This is a genomic window from Streptomyces sp. NBC_00388 (genome assembly GCF_036061255.1).
Classification (GTDB): Bacteria; Actinomycetota; Actinomycetes; order Streptomycetales; family Streptomycetaceae; genus Streptomyces.
Genome location: NZ_CP107948.1, coordinates 1,101,147 through 1,118,259 on the forward strand (window position 1 = coordinate 1,101,147; position 17,113 = coordinate 1,118,259).

The window sequence follows — 17,113 nt, forward strand, 5'->3', positions numbered from 1 at the left end:
TGAGGTCAGACTCTCACGCCGATGCCGGGGATGGCATGTGAGGTGGATCACCACCAGGATCACCACCCCGGCGCCACCGGGGGTGCGGCGCATCCGGGTGCACAGTCGGCACCGAATTTTCATGAAGTCCCAAATCCCTTGTCATTACCGGGCGTCGAGGGGGCGCTGGGGGTGAACGGAGGGGCAACGGGGCCCCGTTCGACCTGGACAGGATTCAACGGTCTGTGGCAGCGTCAGCGTCGCATGGAAGAGGGATTCCACCATGCGAAAACTTGCAGAGTCCGTGTCGACAAGGGGGGCGCATGTCTGTGGCGGGACCGCTTTCACTGGGTCAGCTCTCGGTCTGGCACGACATCCGGGACCTGCCGGGCCCCCGTCACCACGAGGCGAACAACGCGGCGCTCTGGGCACTCCCGCACGGCGCCGGTCCCGGGGAGGTGCGCACGGCACTGCGCGCCGTGGTGGCACGGCACCCCTCGCTGCGAACGCGCTACGACCTCCACGACCCTGGCTCACCAGGCCAGTTGGCCCCCGACACCGACTTCTCCGACGCGCTCGCGGTGGTCGGGACGGGGGACAGCCCACTCGATGACTTCACCGCGGAACCGGCCGCCCGGCGTTTCCGGCTCGGCCGCGAACACGGCTGGCGTGCCACGCTGCTGACCCGCGCGAACGGCCCCTCGCACCTGCTGTTCGTCAAACACCACATCGCCGCGGACGCCTGGGCCCAGGAGGTACTGCGCCAGGAGTTCACCGCGGCGCTCGCCGACCCCGGCGGGCTCGGGCCGGGCATCGCGTCCGGCCCCGCCGAACTGGCGGCCGACCAGTTCACCCCCGCGGGCCTGCGACGCCAGGCCGCGGCCCTCGGCCACTGGGACCGGCTGCTCGACCAGGCACCGCCCGCCGCACTGCCGACCGCGGACGGGACCGGCGCGGGCGTCGTCCAGGCCACCCTGCGCTCCGGGCCCGCCCGGGCAGCCGCCCGCAGGATCGCGAAGGCGGCGCAGGTATCCGTCTCCAGCGTCGTCCTCGCGGCCTACGCCCGCAGTGTGGCCAGGATCTGCGGCACCGACACCCTGCTGGTGCAGCTGATGAGCGCCAACCGCTTCGCCGCGCGCTGGAAGAACGTGGTCACGTCGATGAACCAGTGGGTGCCCGCACTGATCGAGGGCGCCCGCGAGGACGATCTGCGCACCCTGGCGCGCGCCGCGCACTGGAGCAGCCTCGGCGCCTTCCGCCACGGCGCGCACGACGTCATGGCCGTCGCCGGGCTGCTCGCCCGCCGGCCGGAGGCGCCCGAGCCCGCCTGCGCCTTCAACTTCGTGGCCATGCCGGAGCAACAGCTGCCCGGCTCCGGGGCTCCGGCGTCCGCCACCGAGCCCGACATCACCTGGGAGGAGCCTTTCACCACGATCGGCCCGCGCTGTTACGCCCGCGCCCTGGAGAGCGACGACGGCCTGTCCGTCCGGCTCACCGCCAAGGACATCGGCCGCGAGCGGTGCGCCGGACTGCTGTGGGACATGCACGACACGCTCGTCGCCACCGCCGGGGCGTGCTGACCGGACGACAGGAACACCCCGCTGACGCCGCCCCGTCCTGGTCCCACCGGATGCAGCCGCGTATGTCACGCCCGCTCCCCCGGTGCCGCCTCGGCTGCCCCGCCTTGTCCTGCGCCCCCGGCCTGCCGGCTCCCGGCCGCGCCCCGTCCCGCTTCCCGCCCTGCCCGTGCTCGTTCCTGCCCCAGGAGGCATCCCAGTGCCCGAACACGTGATGGTCATCCACCGCTGGACCGACCGGTATGCCGACTACGCCGCCTGTCTGGACCACACCGCCCACCACGTCAGCTACGTCACGACCGAACGGGCGGCGCGCCACCTGCCGCACGAACAGGCCGCGGGCGTACGGCTGGTGGACAGCACGGAGAACGTCAAGCAGGTCCGGGACGCGATCGGCTCACTGATCGAGCAGATCGGGCCGCCGACCCGGATCGTGGCACTCCAGGAGACGGATCTCGACCTGGCCGCCGATCTGCGGGGCGAGTTCGGGCTGCCCGGGCAGCGCAGCGAGGACCTGGAGCCCCTGCGCGACAAGCTCCTGATGGCCGAGCGGCTCACGGCGGCGGGCATCCCTGTTCCCGCGACAGCCGACGCACCGGATCACGGTGCGGTCGGGGTGTTCGCCGCCCGGCACGGCTGGCCCGTGCTAGTCAAACCACGGCGGGGTACAGCCAGTGCCGGGATCCGCCGGCTCGACTCCCCGGAGGCGCTGCGGGCGTACGCCTTCCCGCGCGACACCGAGATGCTCGTACAGACCTGGCTGCCCGACCAGGTGCTGCACGTCGACGGTGTGTTCACCGGGGAAGGCCTCGGCGCCTGGCGGGCCTCCCGCTACCTGAGCACCTGTCTGGAGTTCACGGACGGCGCCGCCCTGGGATCGGTCGAGATCGACGACCCCGGGCTCCTGTCGCGGACGGAGGAGATCACCGCCGCGACGACGGCAGCGCTCTTCACCGGACCCGCCGTCTTCCATCTGGAGCTCTTCGAGAGCGCGAGCGGAGCGCTCACCGTGCTGGAGATCGGGGCGAGGCCCGGCGGCGCCGAAGTCCCCTTCATCTGGCGCGAGGTGCACGGCATCGACCTGATGGCGGTGGCCATCTCCCAGCAGACGGGGGTCGGGCCCTGCCCGGCGCCCGGCTTCGACGGGCCCGCCGAGGTGGCGGGCTGGCTGCTGGTGCCGCCCTCGGTGCCCATGCCCTGCCGGGTCCTCTCGGCGGCCGGGTACCGGGACTCCGGCGATGAACCCGGCCCGTACGCCGAAGTCCGCCCGCACACCGGAGCGTTGCTGAGCGAGGGCGGCTACGAGAACGCCGGGATACGGTTCCGGTTCCGCGGCCGCGACAGCGCGGCTGTCACCGAGGCCGTCCGCCGTACGATCCGGGACGCCTCGCTGGTGTGCGCCCCGGTGGACGCCCGGGAGCCCGGCCGGATCGCCGTCGTGGGCTGCGGCAATCCGCCCTACCGCGCGTACGCGCTGGCCGCGGTCGCCGCACGTGCCGAAACCGCACTCGTCCAGAGCGCCCCCCTCGGCTGGCAACAGCCCTCTGTGGGAGACAGGTTCAGGGCCGCGGACACCTCCGACGCACCCGCCACCGCCCGGGCCGTGGCAGAGCTGCTGAACGGCCAGGGCGGCCCCGGCGCCGTACTGACCTGGGACGAGACCCTGCTGGAGACCACCGCGGAGGTCGCCAGGCTGCTGCGGCTGCCGCACATGAGCCCGGAGGCGGCCCGCCGCTGCCGCGACAAACTGGCCACCCGGCGGCTGCTCGGGGCAGCGGGCGTGCCCTCGGCCGCCTACCGCCATGTGCACAGCCACGCGGAGGCGGCAGCGGCGGCCGAGGAGCTCGGCTGGCCCGTGGTGGTCAAACCGCGCGGGCTGGCCGGCAGTATCGGCGTCAGCCTCGTGGACGGCCCCGGGGAGCTCGCCCGCGCCTTCGAGCAGGCCCGCACCTCGTCGTTCCCCGGTATCAGCGCCCTGGACGGCGCGATCGTGGAGGAGTACCTGGAGGGCCCGGAGATCAGCGTCGACTGCGCGGTGTCCGACGGCACGGTCCGTATCGTGAACGTCGCGCACAAGCAGCTCGGATTCGCTCCGTACTTCGAGGAGACCGGCCACCGGGTCGCGCCCTGGCGCGACGAACCGTGGGCCGACGAGGTGCGGTCAGTGGTGGCGCGGGCCCACACGGTCCTCGGTGTCCGCACCGGTCTGACCCACACCGAGCTGCGTCTCACCCCCACCGGGCCGCGCGTCGTGGAGGTCAACGGCCGGCTCGGCGGCGACTTCATCCCGCTGCTCGGCACGCTCGCCACCGGCGTCGACCCGGTCACGGCCGCCGTGGACATCGCGCTCGGCCGCACCCCCGACCTCACACCCACCCGTGACCGCTGCGCCGAGGTGCGCTTCCTCTACCCCGGGCACGACGCCACCGTGGACTCACTCGACCTGACCGGCGCCGCCGCGGTGCCCGGCATCGTCGAGGCGATCCCCCTCGTCACCCCGGGCAGCACACTGCTGCTGCCCCCACGCGGCATCGTGCCCCGTATCGCCGCTCTGATCGCCGTCGGCGGCAGTCCTGACGCGTGCGCGGCAGCGCTCGACCGCGCCCAGCGGGCCGTACGGCAGACCCTCACCCGACTTCCGTGACTGACCACAGCCAACGAGGAGAGACGCGCATGACGTGGATTCTTGGAGTCAACGCCCCTCCCGCCGGGTGGCACGACAGCGCCGCCTGCCTCATCGACGGGAACGGCGAGATCGTCGCCTTCTCCGAGGAGGAGCGCTGCAACCGGCGCCGGCACTCGCTCTACCGCAAGCCCCTGGGCGCGGCCCGGTTCTGCCTGGAGCAGGCCGGGATCTCAGCCGCCGACATCGATGTGGTCGCTCTCGGCTGGGACAGCGAACAGCTGTACCCGCGCCGGTTCGCGACCGACGCGGAGTTCCTGGAGTACGCCGTCGGGCTGGACTTCGGCGAGCGCACCCCGGAGGTCGTCCGTGTCCCCCACCACCAGGCGCACGCCGCATCGTCCTTCTACGCCTCGCCCTTCTCCAGGGCCGGGGTCCTGGTCGTCGACGGGCACGGCGAGAACGAGTCCTCCACCATCTGGACGTACGAGGACGGCGCCGAACCGCGCCTGGAGCGCTCCTGGCAGCGCACGGCGTCGCTGGGGTACGCCTACGACGCCGCGTCCACCTGGCTCGGCTTCTCCTTCCTCAACGCGGGCAAGACCATGGGTCTCGCCGCGTACGGCCGCGCCGCCGGACTGGACGTCGAGTCGCTGGTGGACATCGGAGCCGACGACTTCCGGCTGGCCGTCGGGCCGCTGAAGGAGAGCGCGGGACACGCCACAGCCGACGAGGTCGGAGAGCAGTACGAGACCACGGTCGCCCGGTGGCGCGAGAAGTACACCCGGATCGCCGGCGCCGACGCGCCGAGCGCCCCGGAGGAGGCCCTCACCGAGGACCCCCGCGCGATCCTCGTCGCCTATACCGCGCAGCGGCTGATCGAGGAGACGGTCAGCCATCTCGCGTCGCTCACGCGCAAGGCGTCCGGGGTCGAAGAGCTCTGTATGAGCGGTGGCGTGGCGCTGAACTGCAGCACCAACGGAACACTGCCAGGACCGCTGTACGTCCCGCCCGTGCCGCACGACGCGGGTGTCGCACTCGGCGCCGCGTGGACCGTCCGCCCGCCCAGCAGGCGGACCGGGGCGCTCAGCCCCTATCTGGGCACCGACATCCACGGCTACGACCACACCAACGGCCCCGGCGCCCCGGACACCTCGGGTCTGCTCCGCAGCGACCTCGACATCGACGAGCTGACGGCGCTCCTCATCGACGGCCGGGTCGGCGCGGTCGCGCAGGGCCGGGCGGAGGTGGGGCCGCGCGCCCTGTGCCGCCGGTCGATCATCGCCGTACCGGACACCAGCGCGGTACACGCCCGGGTCAACTCCATCAAGAACCGCGAGCAGTGGCGCCCGTTCGCCGGGGTCACCCGGCCCGACTACGGCGCCCTCCTCTGGGAGCAGCAGGAGCACCTGAGCCGCTACATGCTCGGTGCGGCCAGCGCCACCGAGCTGGGGCGGAGCGTCGCGCCCGGCGTCGTGCACGTCGACGGCACCACCCGCCCGCAGGTGCTGCGGAGCGACGAGGCACCGGCAGTGGGCGCGGCCCTCGACGGCCTGCGGCGCAATGGCGTGCCGCCGGTGCTGCTGAACACCTCGTTCAACGACAAGGGCGAACCGGTCGTCAACACCGCGGCCGACGCGGTGCACGCTTTCCGCTCCATGGACCTCGACTTCCTGGTGCTCGGCGACGAGCTGTACCGCAAACCGAACCGCGCGGGAGGGCCGCACTGATGGCGGCCGGCCAGCGGGATCCCGACAGGTTCCGGGCGTTCGGCCCGCGCCACATCGACGACATCGCCCGGCGGTTCGGGCTGCCCGGGCACATCACGGAGACCGTGCGCAGGGTGTCGCTCGTGCTGCCGTTCCGGGTCAACGAATACGTGCTGTCGCACCTCATCGACTGGGACCGGGTCCCCGATGACCCCATGTTCCAGCTGACGTTCCCGCAGAGCGGGATGCTGGCACGCTCCGACGAGGACCAGCTCGCCAAGCTCTCCGGCGACCCCGCGGACAAGCTGCTGCTGCGCGAGGCCGTACGCGACATCCGCGAGCGGCTCAATCCGCATCCGTCGGGCCAGCAGGAGCTCAATGTGCCGAGCCAGGAGGGCGTCCAGCTCCCCGGCCTCCAGCACAAGTACCGGGAGACGGTGCTCTACTTCCCGGGCCAGGGGCAGACCTGCCACGCGTACTGCACGTACTGCTTCCGCTGGGCGCAGTTCATCGGCGACGCCGACCTGCGCTTCGCGGCCCCCGACCCGTCCGGCCTCGTCGACTACCTGGGCTCACACCCCGAGGTGCACGACGTACTCGTCACGGGCGGTGACCCGATGGTCATGTCCACCGAGCGGCTGCGCGGTCACCTGGAGCCGCTGCTGGGTGTCGAGTCGGTCCGTACGATCCGGATCGGCACCAAATCGGTGGCGTACTGGCCGCAGCGGTACGTCAGCGACCCGGACGCCGACGAGGTGCTGCGGCTCTTCGAGGCCGTCGTGGCGTCGGGGCGCCAGCTCGCCGTGATGGCGCACTTCAGCCATCCGCGCGAGCTGGAGAGCGACCTCGCGCGCCGGGCTCTGGCCCGGATCCGGGCCACCGGCGCCGTCGTCTACTGCCAGGCGCCGCTGATCGGGCACGTCAACGACGACCCCCGCGTGTGGAGCGAGCTGTGGCGCGCCGAGCTGGCGGCCGGTGCGGTGCCCTACTACCTGTTCGTGGAGCGGGACACCGGGCCCTACGACTACTTCAAGGTGCCGCTCGCCAGGGCGGTGGACATCTTCGCCGAGGCGTACCGCACACTGCCCGGGCTCGCCCGCACAGTGCGCGGACCCGTCATGTCGGCGACGCCGGGCAAGGTCGTGGTCGACGGGGTGGAGGACACGCCCGACGGGGCGTTCTTCCGGCTGCGGATGGTCCAGGCGCGTGATCCGGCCCTGGTGGGCAGGCCGTTCCGGGCCCGCTACTCGCCGGACGCAGCCTGGCTCGACGAGCTGGAACTCGACCCCGCGACCCCCGCCGACATCGCGGCCGCCGTACGCGGCGGAGCCCCCGTCCGTGCGGGCGGCCCCGCTGACCGGCAGCCGGAGAGGAACACAACATGACCGCCGTGACCTTCGCGCCGCCTTCGCCGAACCTGGCGCTGAACCAGCTGGTCGACCGGCGCAGAGCCGGCGGGGATTCCCTGATCCACCTCGCGTTCGGGGAGGCCAGACTGCCGCTGCTGCCGCAGCTGGCCGAGCAGCTGGCCATCGGGGCGACCCGATCCGCGTACGGTCCTGTGGCGGGCGCCGACGGCGTACGCGCAGCCGTCGCCGGGTACTTCACCCGGCGCGGGCTGCCCACCGGCGCCGACCGGATCGTGGTCGGCCCCGGCAGCAAGCCGCTGCTGATGGCGCTGCAGCTCTCCGTCCCCGGTGATGTGCTGCTGCCGCAGCCCGCCTGGAACACCTATGCGCCGCAGGCCGCGTACGCGGGCAAGAAGGTCTTCGGGGTGCCGATCCCCCGGGAGTACGGCGGGATGCCGGACCCCGGCGCGCTGCGGGAGACGATCCGGCGGGCCAGGCGCGGCGGCGGTGATCCCCGGCTGCTGGTGCTGACGCTTCCCGACAACCCGACCGGGACGCTCGCCCCGCCGGCGGCGGTCCGCGAGATCTGCGCCCTCGCGCGCGCCGAGGACCTGCTGATCGTGTCCGACGAGATCTACCGGGACATCGTCCACGACCCGGAGGCCACCCCCTTCCTCAGCCCGGCCGATGTGGCACCGGAACGGACGGTCGTCACCACCGGTCTCTCCAAGACGCTGGGGATCGGCGGCTGGCGCATCGGCGCCGCGCGGTTCCCCCCGGACGAGGCGGGCGGGCTGCTCCTGGACGCCGTGGTCGCGGCCGCCAGCGAGCTGTGGTCGACGCTGGCCGGGCCGATGCAGCAGGTCGCGGAGTACGCGTTCGCGGAGCCACCGGAGATCCTCGCCAGGAAGCGGGCGAGCGCCCGGCTGCACGGCGCGGTGGCGCGGGCCGTGCACCGGATCGCGGTGGAAGCGGGGGCCGAGTGCCGCCCGCCGGCCGGCGGGTTCTACGTCTACCCGGACTTCGAGCCGCTGCGCGGCAGGCTGGCGGCGCACGGCGTCACGGACTCGGCGTCCCTCGCGGAACGGCTCATCGACGACTCCGGGATCGTCGTCCTGGGCGGCCATCTGCTCGGCGACCGTCCGGAGGCGCTGCGCTTCAAGGCAGCCACCAGCCTGCTGTACGGCGACGAACAACAGCAGCAGCAGGCGCTGCAGGCCGCCGATCCGGCGGCTCTCCCGCACATCGCGGAGACGCTGGACTCCCTCGCCGAAGGGTTCGCCCGGCTCACCCGGCGGGGCGGCGCCCGGACAGCGCGCTGAGACCCGCGACACCACGCGGCGGCCGGGCGCCACGCCGGGCCGGACCGCGCCGGCCGTCTCCGCACCGGCCGGACGCCCCGCCCACCGCACGACGCACCGCACCGCACGACGCACCGCACCGGAAAACACGTCGAAGGAGCCCCGTTGAAGGAGATCGCACCCACCCGGGAGTCGTTCCAGGAGATCGCCGCCGCGGCTGACCGGCTGCTGACCGGACTCGCCGGGCTCCGCGACGCGGATGTCCCGGAACCCTCCCGGCTGCCGGGCTGGACCCGCGGCCATGTCCTCAGCCACCTCGCGCGCCAGGCCCCCGCGCTGGAGAGGCTGCTGGAGTGGGCGCGGACCGGGGTGGAGACCCCGCAGTACGCGAACCGCGGGGCCCGCGACGCGGAGATCGCCGCGGGCGCCGGCCGCCCCGCGGCGGTCCAGGTGGCCGACGTACGGGAGAGCGCGGCCCATTTCCAGCACGTGATCGAGACGCTGCCCGCCCCTGCCTGGCAGGCGGAGATCAGGCCCTTCACCGGTGAACTCTGCACCCCCCGGCGGATCCTGGTGATCCGGCTGCGCGAACTCGAACTGCACCACGTGGATCTCGGCATCGGCTACGGCTGGCACGACATCCCCGGCTCGGCGCGGGACATCATCCTGGCCGACGTACTCGGCTACTACGCCGAAGCCGGCGGCGTACCGGCGTTCACGCTGCGCGACCCCGGCGGCGAGGTGCTCGGCCGGTTCGGCACGGGTGGCCCGGTCGTCACCGGGCCGGCAGCCGACGCGCTCGCCTGGCTGGCGGGCCGGTCCGGGGGGACGGGACTCACGTCGACGGCCGGACTGCCGGCGCTCCCGGCATGGCTCTGACCGGTGGCGGCAGCCGGACAGGACAGGCCGACGCAGCAGGCACCGACGAGTCAGGGACGGAGAGCGGACATGGCGGAGACCGACATCGCAGGTGAGGGCGGACCAGGTCCCGGTGCACCCGGGTACTTCGATTTCGATGGGGTCCACACCGGCCTGCTGGACTGTGTCCAGGTCAATCTGGCCGTGCTGGCGGACCACCACCACGGCGCCGGGACCCATCTGCGGGCCGGGGCGGTCCTGGACTTCCGCACCTGGAAGCGGCCGGACGGCCTCCCGACAGTCGAACCCCCGCCGGACGAGCAGCTCAGCTCGCTCCCCGGCCCGCTGGGGCTGCGCACGGTGCGGCGTGAGCGGCTGTCCGGGGCCGGGCTGCGTGCCACCGTCGCCCGGCGCGGCGGCACGCACTACGTCATCGCCGACTCCTTCCGGCTGCCCTGGCTGCCGTACTTCGGGCACGCGCACATGGAACACAGCTTCCTGCTCGCCGCGGGCCCGGACGGCTGGCGCATCACCGACGCCTACCGCAGCGAGACGTCCTGGGGACCGGCGGTCCCCGGCCGCTGGGTGCTCAGCGACGCGGACCTGTCGGGCATCGAGTCCGCCGACGTCGTCGAGTTCGGCGCGGGAGACCTGCCGCCGCTCGCCACGCTGCCCCCCGCGCTCACCGCGGACGAGGACGCGGTACGGGAGTACCTGAGCGCGTACGAGACATGGCCCGACCGTGCGCGCGCCGTCGAGCAGCTCACCGTGGAGACCTGGCTGCTGGCCCGGGGCCGCAGGCTGCACGCGCGGTACCGTGCGCTCTTCTCCGGCCGGTCCGCCCCCGGCGAGGCCGAGGAGACCCGACTGCGCGCCTGGGACAAGGTGGTCGAGCAGACGTACCTCGCCCACCGCAGGGTCTCGCGGGGCCGTGCCGAACCGCCGCAGGTCGTGGAGCGCCTGCGCGAGGTGCTCGCGGCCGATCGGGAGCTCCACGCGCAGGAGCCGCCGGCCGGGCCCGCCGCACCGGACCCGGCGCTGCGCCGCCGGGTCGCGGCCGTGGCAGGCGCCGTGCTCGGTGTCGCAGCGGCCGAGCTGCTCGGGGGCGCGGCCTTCGACTCCTTCGCCTCGTTCGGCTCCTTCCGGCTGATCGAGATCATCGAACGGCTGGAGGACGAGCTGGGTACCGAGTTCGCCGCCGCCGACCTCGTACCGGAGAACCTCCTCCGGATCGACGACCTGTGCCGCATCGTCCGCTGACCGCGCCCCCGACGTCTCATCCGCCGACCCGCACCTCACGAGAGGCTCCCGCCATGGACCCCCGATTCACCGAACTGCTCCGCCCCTTCCTGAAGAACGCCGGGCCCGACGGGGTCGACATCACCCCCGAGACGGATCTGCGCAGGCTCGGCGTCGACTCGATGCAAGCCATCGAGCTGCTGTTCTCGGTCGAGGACACCTTCGCGATATCCCTCCCGGACGAGGAGCTCAACGACACGACGTTCGCGACCGCGGGCAGCCTCTGGCGTGTGATCTCGGCTCAGCTGCCCGACGACGCCGCCGGCCGGGTGAGCGCGTGAGCGCGGAGGCCGGGGCGTCCGGTCCGCTCGATCTGACGGCCGCGCTCGCGGAGGTGACCGCCGTCACCGAGGAGCACGCCGCCCGGACCGACCACGCGGCGGAGTTCCCCGTCGAGGCGCTGGACGCCCTGCGCGGAACCGGGCTGCTCGGGCTCCTGGTGCCCGCGGCCCAGGGTGGTCTCGGCGGCACCACCGCCGACCTGGTCGCGGCCGCGCAGACGCTGGGGCGCAGCGACATGTCGGTGGGCATGATCTTCGCGATGCACTGCCAGCAGTCGCAGGCCATCGTCCGCTACGGCGACGAGGCGCTCCGCGACGAGCTGCTTCCGGGCATCGCCAAGGGCGGGATCTATCTGGCTTCGGTGACGACCGAAGCGGGCAAGGGCGGTCATCTGCTCAGCGCACAGGCCCAGTTGACGGGCGGAGACGGGCAGCTGGACATCGACAGGTTCGCTCCTGTCGTGACCGGCGGCGGCCATGCCGACGGTTTCCTCATCACGATGCGCAGCCCGGACGCCTCCTCCGAGAACGAGGTCTCCCTCGTGTACGCGCACCGGAGCCAGCTCGACGTCAGCGGTACGGGCGAGTGGCAGCCGATGGGGATGCGCGCCAGCCACAGTGGCGCGCTCAAGCTCTCCGGCAGCGTCCCGGCCCGCCAAGTGGTCGGTGGTCAGGGCGGGTTCCACGAGATCGCCGCGCAGGTCTTCGGCCCGCTGGCCCATCTGGGCTGGTCGGCGGTGTGGCTCGGTACGGCGGCCGGGGCACTCTCGCGTGTGCTGCGGCTTCTGCGCAGCCCGGCGGGGCGCGCACGCTTCGACCTGACGTCGGAGCTGCTGCTCACCCGGATCTCCCGCTCCCGGCAGCGCCTGGACACGGTGCACGCGCTCCTCAGCCGGGCGCTGCTGGTGGTGGAGTCGGGCGAGGACCTCTCGGCCCCGGCACGTCAGCTCCTGCTCAATTCGCTGAAGATCACCGCGGCGGACGAGTGCCACGCCGCGGTGGACGACCTCGTCACCGCACTCGGGCTGCGCCACGGCTACCTCAAGGACTCCCCCACCGGGCTCGAACGCGCCCTGCGCGACCTGCGTTCGGCGGCGCTGAACTACAGCAACGACCGGCTGCACCTCGCCGACGGCCGGCTGGCACTCCGGGACCAGGGAGTGAACTTTGCCTGACGCACTCCGGCGGGAGCCGCCGGCCGGTCCCGGCCGGTCCCTGCTCGACGCGCTGCCCGCGACGGCGAGCGGCAGCCAGGTCTGGGCGGCGCTCGGCCGGGGCGGGCTGACCGCCCGCGCCTACCGTGACGGCGCTGTCGGCGCGGGAGTCGATCCGGACGGTCTCGCCGGGGTGCTCAGCGCCGTCGACGCCCGTTTCTCGATCGCCGCCACCCTCTCGGTGAGTGTCCAGCTGGCCACCGCGCTGCCGTTACTCGCCACGGGTACCTCCCCCGCGGCCAGGTCCGCCCTGGAGCAGGCACTCGCCGGCCGGGCGACGGTGACCCTGGCGGCGACCGACGTCACGGCGGGGACCGACCTCACCGCACTGCGCACCCAGGTGCGGACCGAGGGCGACGCCCTGGTGGTGACCGGCGGGAAGAACTGGATCGCCAACGCGACCACCGCCGCCCACCATCTCGTCCTCGCGCGGCAGCGTCCCGGGCGCCACTTCACCGCCTTCACCTGGGTCCTGGTGCCCGCGGACGCGCCGGGCGTGCGGGTGACGGCGGCCGACTCGGCTCTCTTCGCCGACTCGGGCGCCGGTCACCTCACCTTCGACGGAGTGCGGACCGGACGGGACCATGTGCTGGGCCGGGCCGGCTTCGGACTGCCGCTCTTCGCCCGCCACATCGCCACCGAGCGGCTCGCCGGCGCGCAGTGGGCCGTGTCCCTGTGCCGGCGCACCCTGCGGGACACCCAGCACCATCTGTCCACGCGCGCGCACGGGGACGGCACGCTCTGGGATCTCGACGCCGTACGCCAGCGGTTCGCCCGCTGCCTGCTGCGCCTGCGGGAACTCCAGGCGCTCGTGGCGGAGTGCGGCGATGCGGTGGCCGCCCGGCACGACGCGACCGCCGCCGCCACGCTCAAGGCCGCCGCCGGAGCTACCGTCGGCGAGGTGCTGAACGAGTGCGGTCAGCTGTGGGGCGCGGCAGGCTTCAGCACCGGCGGTATCCAGGAAGTGCGCGCCCAGGCAGCGCTGTTCGGGATCGGCGGCGGCGCGAACGAGGTGGTACTCGGCGCGCTGGCCGACGCGTCCGATGCCCTCCTGGCCGAACCTGCGCGGCCGGACCTCCGGTGAACACCGTGCTGGAGGTGGCGGACGGCGTCTGGGTGGCGGCGGTCGCGGCCGGCTGTACGGACCCGAGCACCCACCGGGACGATCTGCGCCGCGCCACCCGGCTCCCCGAGTGGCGCGCCCGTGAATTCCTCGCCGGCCGCGGGCTGTTGCGCCGGCTGATCGACGCCGTCCATCCATCCGCGGCAGGAGCCGGGATCACCCCGGACGCGCGCGGCAAGCCCGGCATCGCCGGGCTGCCAGGGGTGGGCGTCAGCATCTCGCACAGCGAAGGCGCGGTAGCCGCCGGGATCGCTGTCGGGCGGGCCGTCGGGGTGGACCTCCAGCACCCCGCGGACTCCGTGTCGGCCCCGTTCGCCCGGCGGGTGCTGCACAGCCACGCCGACCGGGTCACCGCGCTGCCACCGGAGCAGGCGGCCGAGGAGGTCGCCTGGGTGTGGACCGTCCAGGAGGCCTGCGTGAAGGCCACCGGAGCGGGCGTGTCCGGCCGCCCGTGGGCCATCGACGTGCGCCCCGGTGCCCGGTCGGGCCGGTGGGACGCCTACCGCTGGGTCAGTCTGCGCGACCGGTCGCGCACCCCGTTCAGCTGCGCGTTCTCCGCGCACCCCGGGCCGCCCGCACTCCCCGGGCCGGCCGCACACCCCGCACCGCCCACCCGTGGCCCCGGCACGTCCGGGAGTTCCCGGGCGTCCGGGACACCCCCGACATCCGGGAAGGACAGACCGTGAGCATCCCCGCCCAACGGCACACCCTCGACGACTGGTTCACGGCCTCGGTCGCGGTCCACGGCGACCGTACGGCGCTGGAGACCGGCGGCTCCGAGCTGACGTACTCCGAACTCTCCCACCTCGCCGACCACCTGGCCGCCGATCTCACCGCCACCGGGGGCGGGACACCACCACGCCGGGTGGGCCTGCTGGCCGCGCGCACGGTCGTCGCCTACGCGGGATACCTGGCCATCCAGCGCATCGGCGCGACCGTCGTCCCGCTCGGCCCGGCGTTCCCCACCGGGCGCAACGCGGGGATCGCCCGCCAGGCCGCGCTGGACGCGGTCCTCAGCGACGGGACCGCCGGAGCCGCCGGCCTGCTGGGCCTGCCTACGACCGAGCTGACCGACAGCGGGCTGCTCGGCCGTCTCGGTGCCCCCGCACCCCGTCACCGCGCGGCCGGGGCGCGCCCCGCGGACCTCGCGTACATCATGTTCACCTCCGGTTCGACCGGGGTCCCCAAGGGCGTCCCGGTCCAGCAGCGGAACATCTGCGCCTACCTCGCCCATGCCGTACCGCACAGTGCGGCGGGCCCGGGGGACCGTTTCTCACAGACTTTCGAGCTGACCTTCGACCCCTCCGTCCACGACATGTACACGGCGTGGGGCAGCGGCGCCGCCCTGGTCGTACCGGCCCGTGCCGACCTGCTGTCACCGGTCCGCTTCGTCAACCAGCACGCCATCACACACTGGAACTCGGTGCCGTCGGTCATCTCCATCGCCAAGCGGCTGCGCGCGCTCGAAGCGGGAAGCATGCCGACGCTGCGGGCCAGTCTGTTCTGCGGGGAGCCGCTGACGCTCCAGCAGGCACGGGCATGGCAGCGGGCCGCCCCGGAGAGCTCGCTGGAGAACGCCTACGGTCCGACCGAGCTGACCGTCACCTGCACCGCGTACCGGCTGCCCCCCGACCCGGCGCACTGGCCTGCACCCGCCAACGGCACGGTGCCGATCGGCACCCTCAACCCCGGGATGGAGCACCGGCTCTTCCGGAGCGAGCTGTGCGTACGCGGCCCGCAGCGCTTTCCCGGCTATCTCGACCCGGACAACAACACCGGCCGGTTCCTCGGACCCGGCGGGGAGCCCTACGATCCGGCCGCGGGACTGACGGAGGCGCACTGGTACCGCACCGGAGACCGCGTGGGTCTGCTGCCGCCCGACGAGCGGGCCGGGTCGCGTGATCTGCCGCTGGTGCACATCGGGCGGAGCGATCAGCAGGTCCAGGTGCACGGGTACCGGGTCGAACTCGGCGAGGTCGAGGCGGCGTTGCGTATCCAGCCAGGCGTCGCCGACGCGGCCGCCGTGGCGCTCGCCTCCCGGGCGGGGACCGAGATCGCAGCCGCCTGGACGGGGTCAGCGGGCAGTGAGGACGACCTGCGCGTGGCGCTCCGCGACCGGCTCCCCGGGTATATGGTGCCCGCCGTCCTGACCCGGCTGGACGCCCTGCCTCTCAACGGCAATGGCAAGGTGGACCGTTCGGAGCTCGGGAGACTTCTCGGCACGGGATCCGGTACGCCGGGTTGACGACGTTCCGGCGCCGGCCCAGGGGCAGCCCCCGGTCTCGCCCTTTCGGCCGATGTGGCTCGGCCCGCCGCCCCCGCACCGTCGGCGCAGACACGAGACCAGGGAAGCGAACCGGTTTCCTGCACGGAAAAGTGCCGTCCGACGGGGCTCGCGGCACCCCTCGACACGGTCCATCGCCCCGGGCCGGAGGGCACTTGCGCGTTCCCGGCCGCCGCACGGAGTCACGACGGCCGGGACAGCGACGTCAGGGCTCGCAGAGAATCACGCCGCGTGCTCCCGCTCTCGGCCACCGCGGCTCATGCCCGGTGTCGGACAGCACGCCGGCCCCTGCGAGCCCTTGGTTCCGCGGGGGTCAGCCGATGCAGACGGTCATGTGGACCGTGTCGCCCGTGTGGAGGACCGCCGGCGCGTGCGGCGAGACCTTGATGACCGTGGCCTGCTTGCAGCCGGCCGCCCTGGCCCGGGTGAAGTCGGGCGTGAGTCGGAGCCTGACGAGCGCTGCCCTGGCCTCCGCCGAGTCCTTGCCGGCCAGCGGGACCGTGATGGTCCTGCCGCTGCTTGAGCCGTACAGCACGGTGGTGCTGTCGGCGGTGGCCGCGGCGGCCGGACGCGCGGTGTCCGAACCACCGCCGACGGCACCGACCGCCAGGGCGGTGCCCGCTCCGGCCACGACGAGGGCGGTGGCGACGCCCGCGATGGCCGTGGCCCGCTTGCGACGAGCACCGCGCGCGATGGCGGCCGTGTCGAAGTGCGGCGTCCGGGTGGTGGTGGCGAAGTCGTTCATGGCGTTCACCAGTTCCTGCTCGAAGGAGGTGCAGCCGGAGGACGGCGAATCGTGCGGACTCATCGGATTCCTTCCGTGGGCTGCGGTGCTGAAGGGCCGGAGAGTGCGGGGAACTGGCCTCTGAGCCTGTCCATACCGCGAGCGAGCTGGGATCGCACCGTGCTCGGTGCGATTCTCAGGTCCGCCGCGATCTCATCGTCGGACAGGTCGTGGAAGTACCGCAGCACCACGACCGTCCGCATGCGCATCGGCAGACCCTGGAGGGCCCGCACCAGCTGATCCCTCATGTCGACCCGCCCGTACTGGTCCCCGGGGGCGGCACGGTCGCCGCCGTCCTGATGCGGGACCGTCCGGCGGAACCTCCGCCACCGGTCGTTGGCGAGGTTCACCATGATCCGCCGCACATACGCTTCCGGGGAGTCCTTGGCGGCGATGGTGCGCCACTTGCGGCAGGCCCGCTCCAGGGTCTCCTGGACCAGGTCCTCCGCGGCCTCGTGATTCCCCGTCAAGACGAGGGCGCCCCGGAACAGTACGGCCGATCGGGCGACGACGAAGCCATGGAAGTCGTTCCCCGGCTCCGTCGGTTCGGGCTCGCTGCGTCCCGTACGGACATCGTGCTCGGCTGCCAGATCCACATCCCCTCCCTTCCTGTCACCCCTCCCCGACGGGAAAACGGCCCCGTGTGCTGCACGCACCCCGTGAGACCTGAGTCACAACGTCCGGCCCCCGCAAGGGAACGGGCGCCTCCTGGAGGTCCCGCCGGCGGGAACC

General features: G+C 73.3%; 14 protein-coding genes. 12 read left to right on the plus strand and 2 right to left on the minus strand.

The annotated features are described in order from the left end of the window. The first annotated feature begins 302 nt into the window (after nucleotides 1-302). From OG917_RS05030 to OG917_RS05085, 12 genes are all read left to right on the plus strand, one after another. Nucleotides 303-1,559, plus strand: a complete 1,257-nt coding sequence (locus OG917_RS05030) for a condensation domain-containing protein (protein ID WP_328316312.1) — start codon at nucleotides 303-305, stop codon at nucleotides 1,557-1,559. Between the two features lie 196 nt (nucleotides 1,560-1,755). Next, complete coding sequence (locus OG917_RS05035; RefSeq protein ID WP_328316313.1) at nucleotides 1,756-4,200, plus strand: ATP-grasp domain-containing protein; 2,445 nt, start codon at nucleotides 1,756-1,758, stop codon at nucleotides 4,198-4,200. 29 nt (nucleotides 4,201-4,229) lie between these two features. Beyond that, a complete protein-coding gene (locus OG917_RS05040) occupies nucleotides 4,230-5,909 on the plus strand; it encodes a carbamoyltransferase C-terminal domain-containing protein (protein WP_328316314.1) in 1,680 nt (559 codons plus the stop codon). Then, on the plus strand, nucleotides 5,909-7,273 hold the full coding sequence (locus OG917_RS05045) for a KamA family radical SAM protein (RefSeq protein ID WP_328316315.1): 1,365 nt from the start codon (nucleotides 5,909-5,911) through the stop codon (nucleotides 7,271-7,273). The genes OG917_RS05040 and OG917_RS05045 overlap by 1 nt, the downstream gene beginning before the upstream one ends. Beyond that, complete coding sequence (locus OG917_RS05050; protein ID WP_328316316.1) at nucleotides 7,270-8,559, plus strand: pyridoxal phosphate-dependent aminotransferase; 1,290 nt, start codon at nucleotides 7,270-7,272, stop codon at nucleotides 8,557-8,559. Before OG917_RS05045 ends, OG917_RS05050 begins: the two co-directional genes overlap by 4 nt. 144 nt (nucleotides 8,560-8,703) lie before the next feature. Further along, the gene (locus OG917_RS05055; protein ID WP_328316317.1) at nucleotides 8,704-9,417 is read left to right on the plus strand and encodes a maleylpyruvate isomerase family mycothiol-dependent enzyme; all 714 of its coding nucleotides are present in this window, start codon (nucleotides 8,704-8,706) and stop codon (nucleotides 9,415-9,417) included. Nucleotides 9,418-9,486: 69 nt separating this feature from the next. Continuing rightward, nucleotides 9,487-10,656: a hypothetical protein gene (locus OG917_RS05060; protein WP_328316318.1), complete on the plus strand. Its 1,170-nt coding sequence runs from the start codon at nucleotides 9,487-9,489 to the stop codon at nucleotides 10,654-10,656. Nucleotides 10,657-10,709: 53 nt separating this feature from the next. Further along, a complete protein-coding gene (locus OG917_RS05065) occupies nucleotides 10,710-10,976 on the plus strand; it encodes an acyl carrier protein (RefSeq protein WP_328316319.1) in 267 nt (88 codons plus the stop codon). After that, a complete protein-coding gene (locus OG917_RS05070) occupies nucleotides 10,973-12,151 on the plus strand; it encodes an acyl-CoA dehydrogenase family protein (RefSeq protein ID WP_328316320.1) in 1,179 nt (392 codons plus the stop codon). Before OG917_RS05065 ends, OG917_RS05070 begins: the two co-directional genes overlap by 4 nt. Beyond that, the gene (locus OG917_RS05075; RefSeq protein ID WP_328316321.1) at nucleotides 12,144-13,274 is read left to right on the plus strand and encodes an acyl-CoA dehydrogenase family protein; all 1,131 of its coding nucleotides are present in this window, start codon (nucleotides 12,144-12,146) and stop codon (nucleotides 13,272-13,274) included. Before OG917_RS05070 ends, OG917_RS05075 begins: the two co-directional genes overlap by 8 nt. Further along, a complete protein-coding gene (locus OG917_RS05080) occupies nucleotides 13,271-13,999 on the plus strand; it encodes a 4'-phosphopantetheinyl transferase family protein (protein ID WP_328316322.1) in 729 nt (242 codons plus the stop codon). The genes OG917_RS05075 and OG917_RS05080 overlap by 4 nt, the downstream gene beginning before the upstream one ends. Continuing rightward, complete coding sequence (locus tag OG917_RS05085) at nucleotides 13,996-15,558, plus strand: AMP-binding protein (RefSeq protein WP_328316323.1); 1,563 nt, start codon at nucleotides 13,996-13,998, stop codon at nucleotides 15,556-15,558. The genes OG917_RS05080 and OG917_RS05085 overlap by 4 nt, the downstream gene beginning before the upstream one ends. 352 nt (nucleotides 15,559-15,910) lie before the next feature. Here OG917_RS05085 and OG917_RS05090 read toward each other — a convergent pair whose 3' ends face one another. Together OG917_RS05090 and OG917_RS05095 are read right to left on the minus strand one after the other, a co-directional pair. Next, nucleotides 15,911-16,405 carry a hypothetical protein gene (locus tag OG917_RS05090; protein WP_328316324.1) on the minus strand — a complete coding sequence of 165 codons (495 nt, stop codon included), beginning with the start codon at nucleotides 16,403-16,405 and terminating at the stop codon, nucleotides 15,911-15,913. After that, nucleotides 16,402-16,977 (minus strand): SigE family RNA polymerase sigma factor, encoded by a 576-nt coding sequence (locus tag OG917_RS05095; protein WP_328316325.1) that lies wholly within the window; start codon nucleotides 16,975-16,977, stop codon nucleotides 16,402-16,404. Before OG917_RS05095 ends, OG917_RS05090 begins: the two co-directional genes overlap by 4 nt. Between the last annotated feature and the right edge of the window lie 136 nt (nucleotides 16,978-17,113).

Excerpts from the sequence above, each read along its gene's own strand:
- OG917_RS05040 (WP_328316314.1), top strand. The coding sequence starts at position 4,230 with ATGACGTGGATTCTTGGAGTCAACGCCCCTCCCGCCGGGTGGCACGAC.
- OG917_RS05045 (WP_328316315.1), top strand. The coding sequence starts at position 5,909 with ATGGCGGCCGGCCAGCGGGATCCCGACAGGTTCCGGGCGTTCGGCCCG.
- OG917_RS05030 (WP_328316312.1), top strand. The coding sequence starts at position 303 with ATGTCTGTGGCGGGACCGCTTTCACTGGGTCAGCTCTCGGTCTGGCAC.
- OG917_RS05060 (WP_328316318.1), top strand. The coding sequence starts at position 9,487 with ATGGCGGAGACCGACATCGCAGGTGAGGGCGGACCAGGTCCCGGTGCA.
- OG917_RS05065 (WP_328316319.1), top strand. The coding sequence starts at position 10,710 with ATGGACCCCCGATTCACCGAACTGCTCCGCCCCTTCCTGAAGAACGCC.
- OG917_RS05050 (WP_328316316.1), top strand. The coding sequence starts at position 7,270 with ATGACCGCCGTGACCTTCGCGCCGCCTTCGCCGAACCTGGCGCTGAAC.
- OG917_RS05090 (WP_328316324.1), bottom strand. The coding sequence starts at position 16,405 with ATGAGTCCGCACGATTCGCCGTCCTCCGGCTGCACCTCCTTCGAGCAG.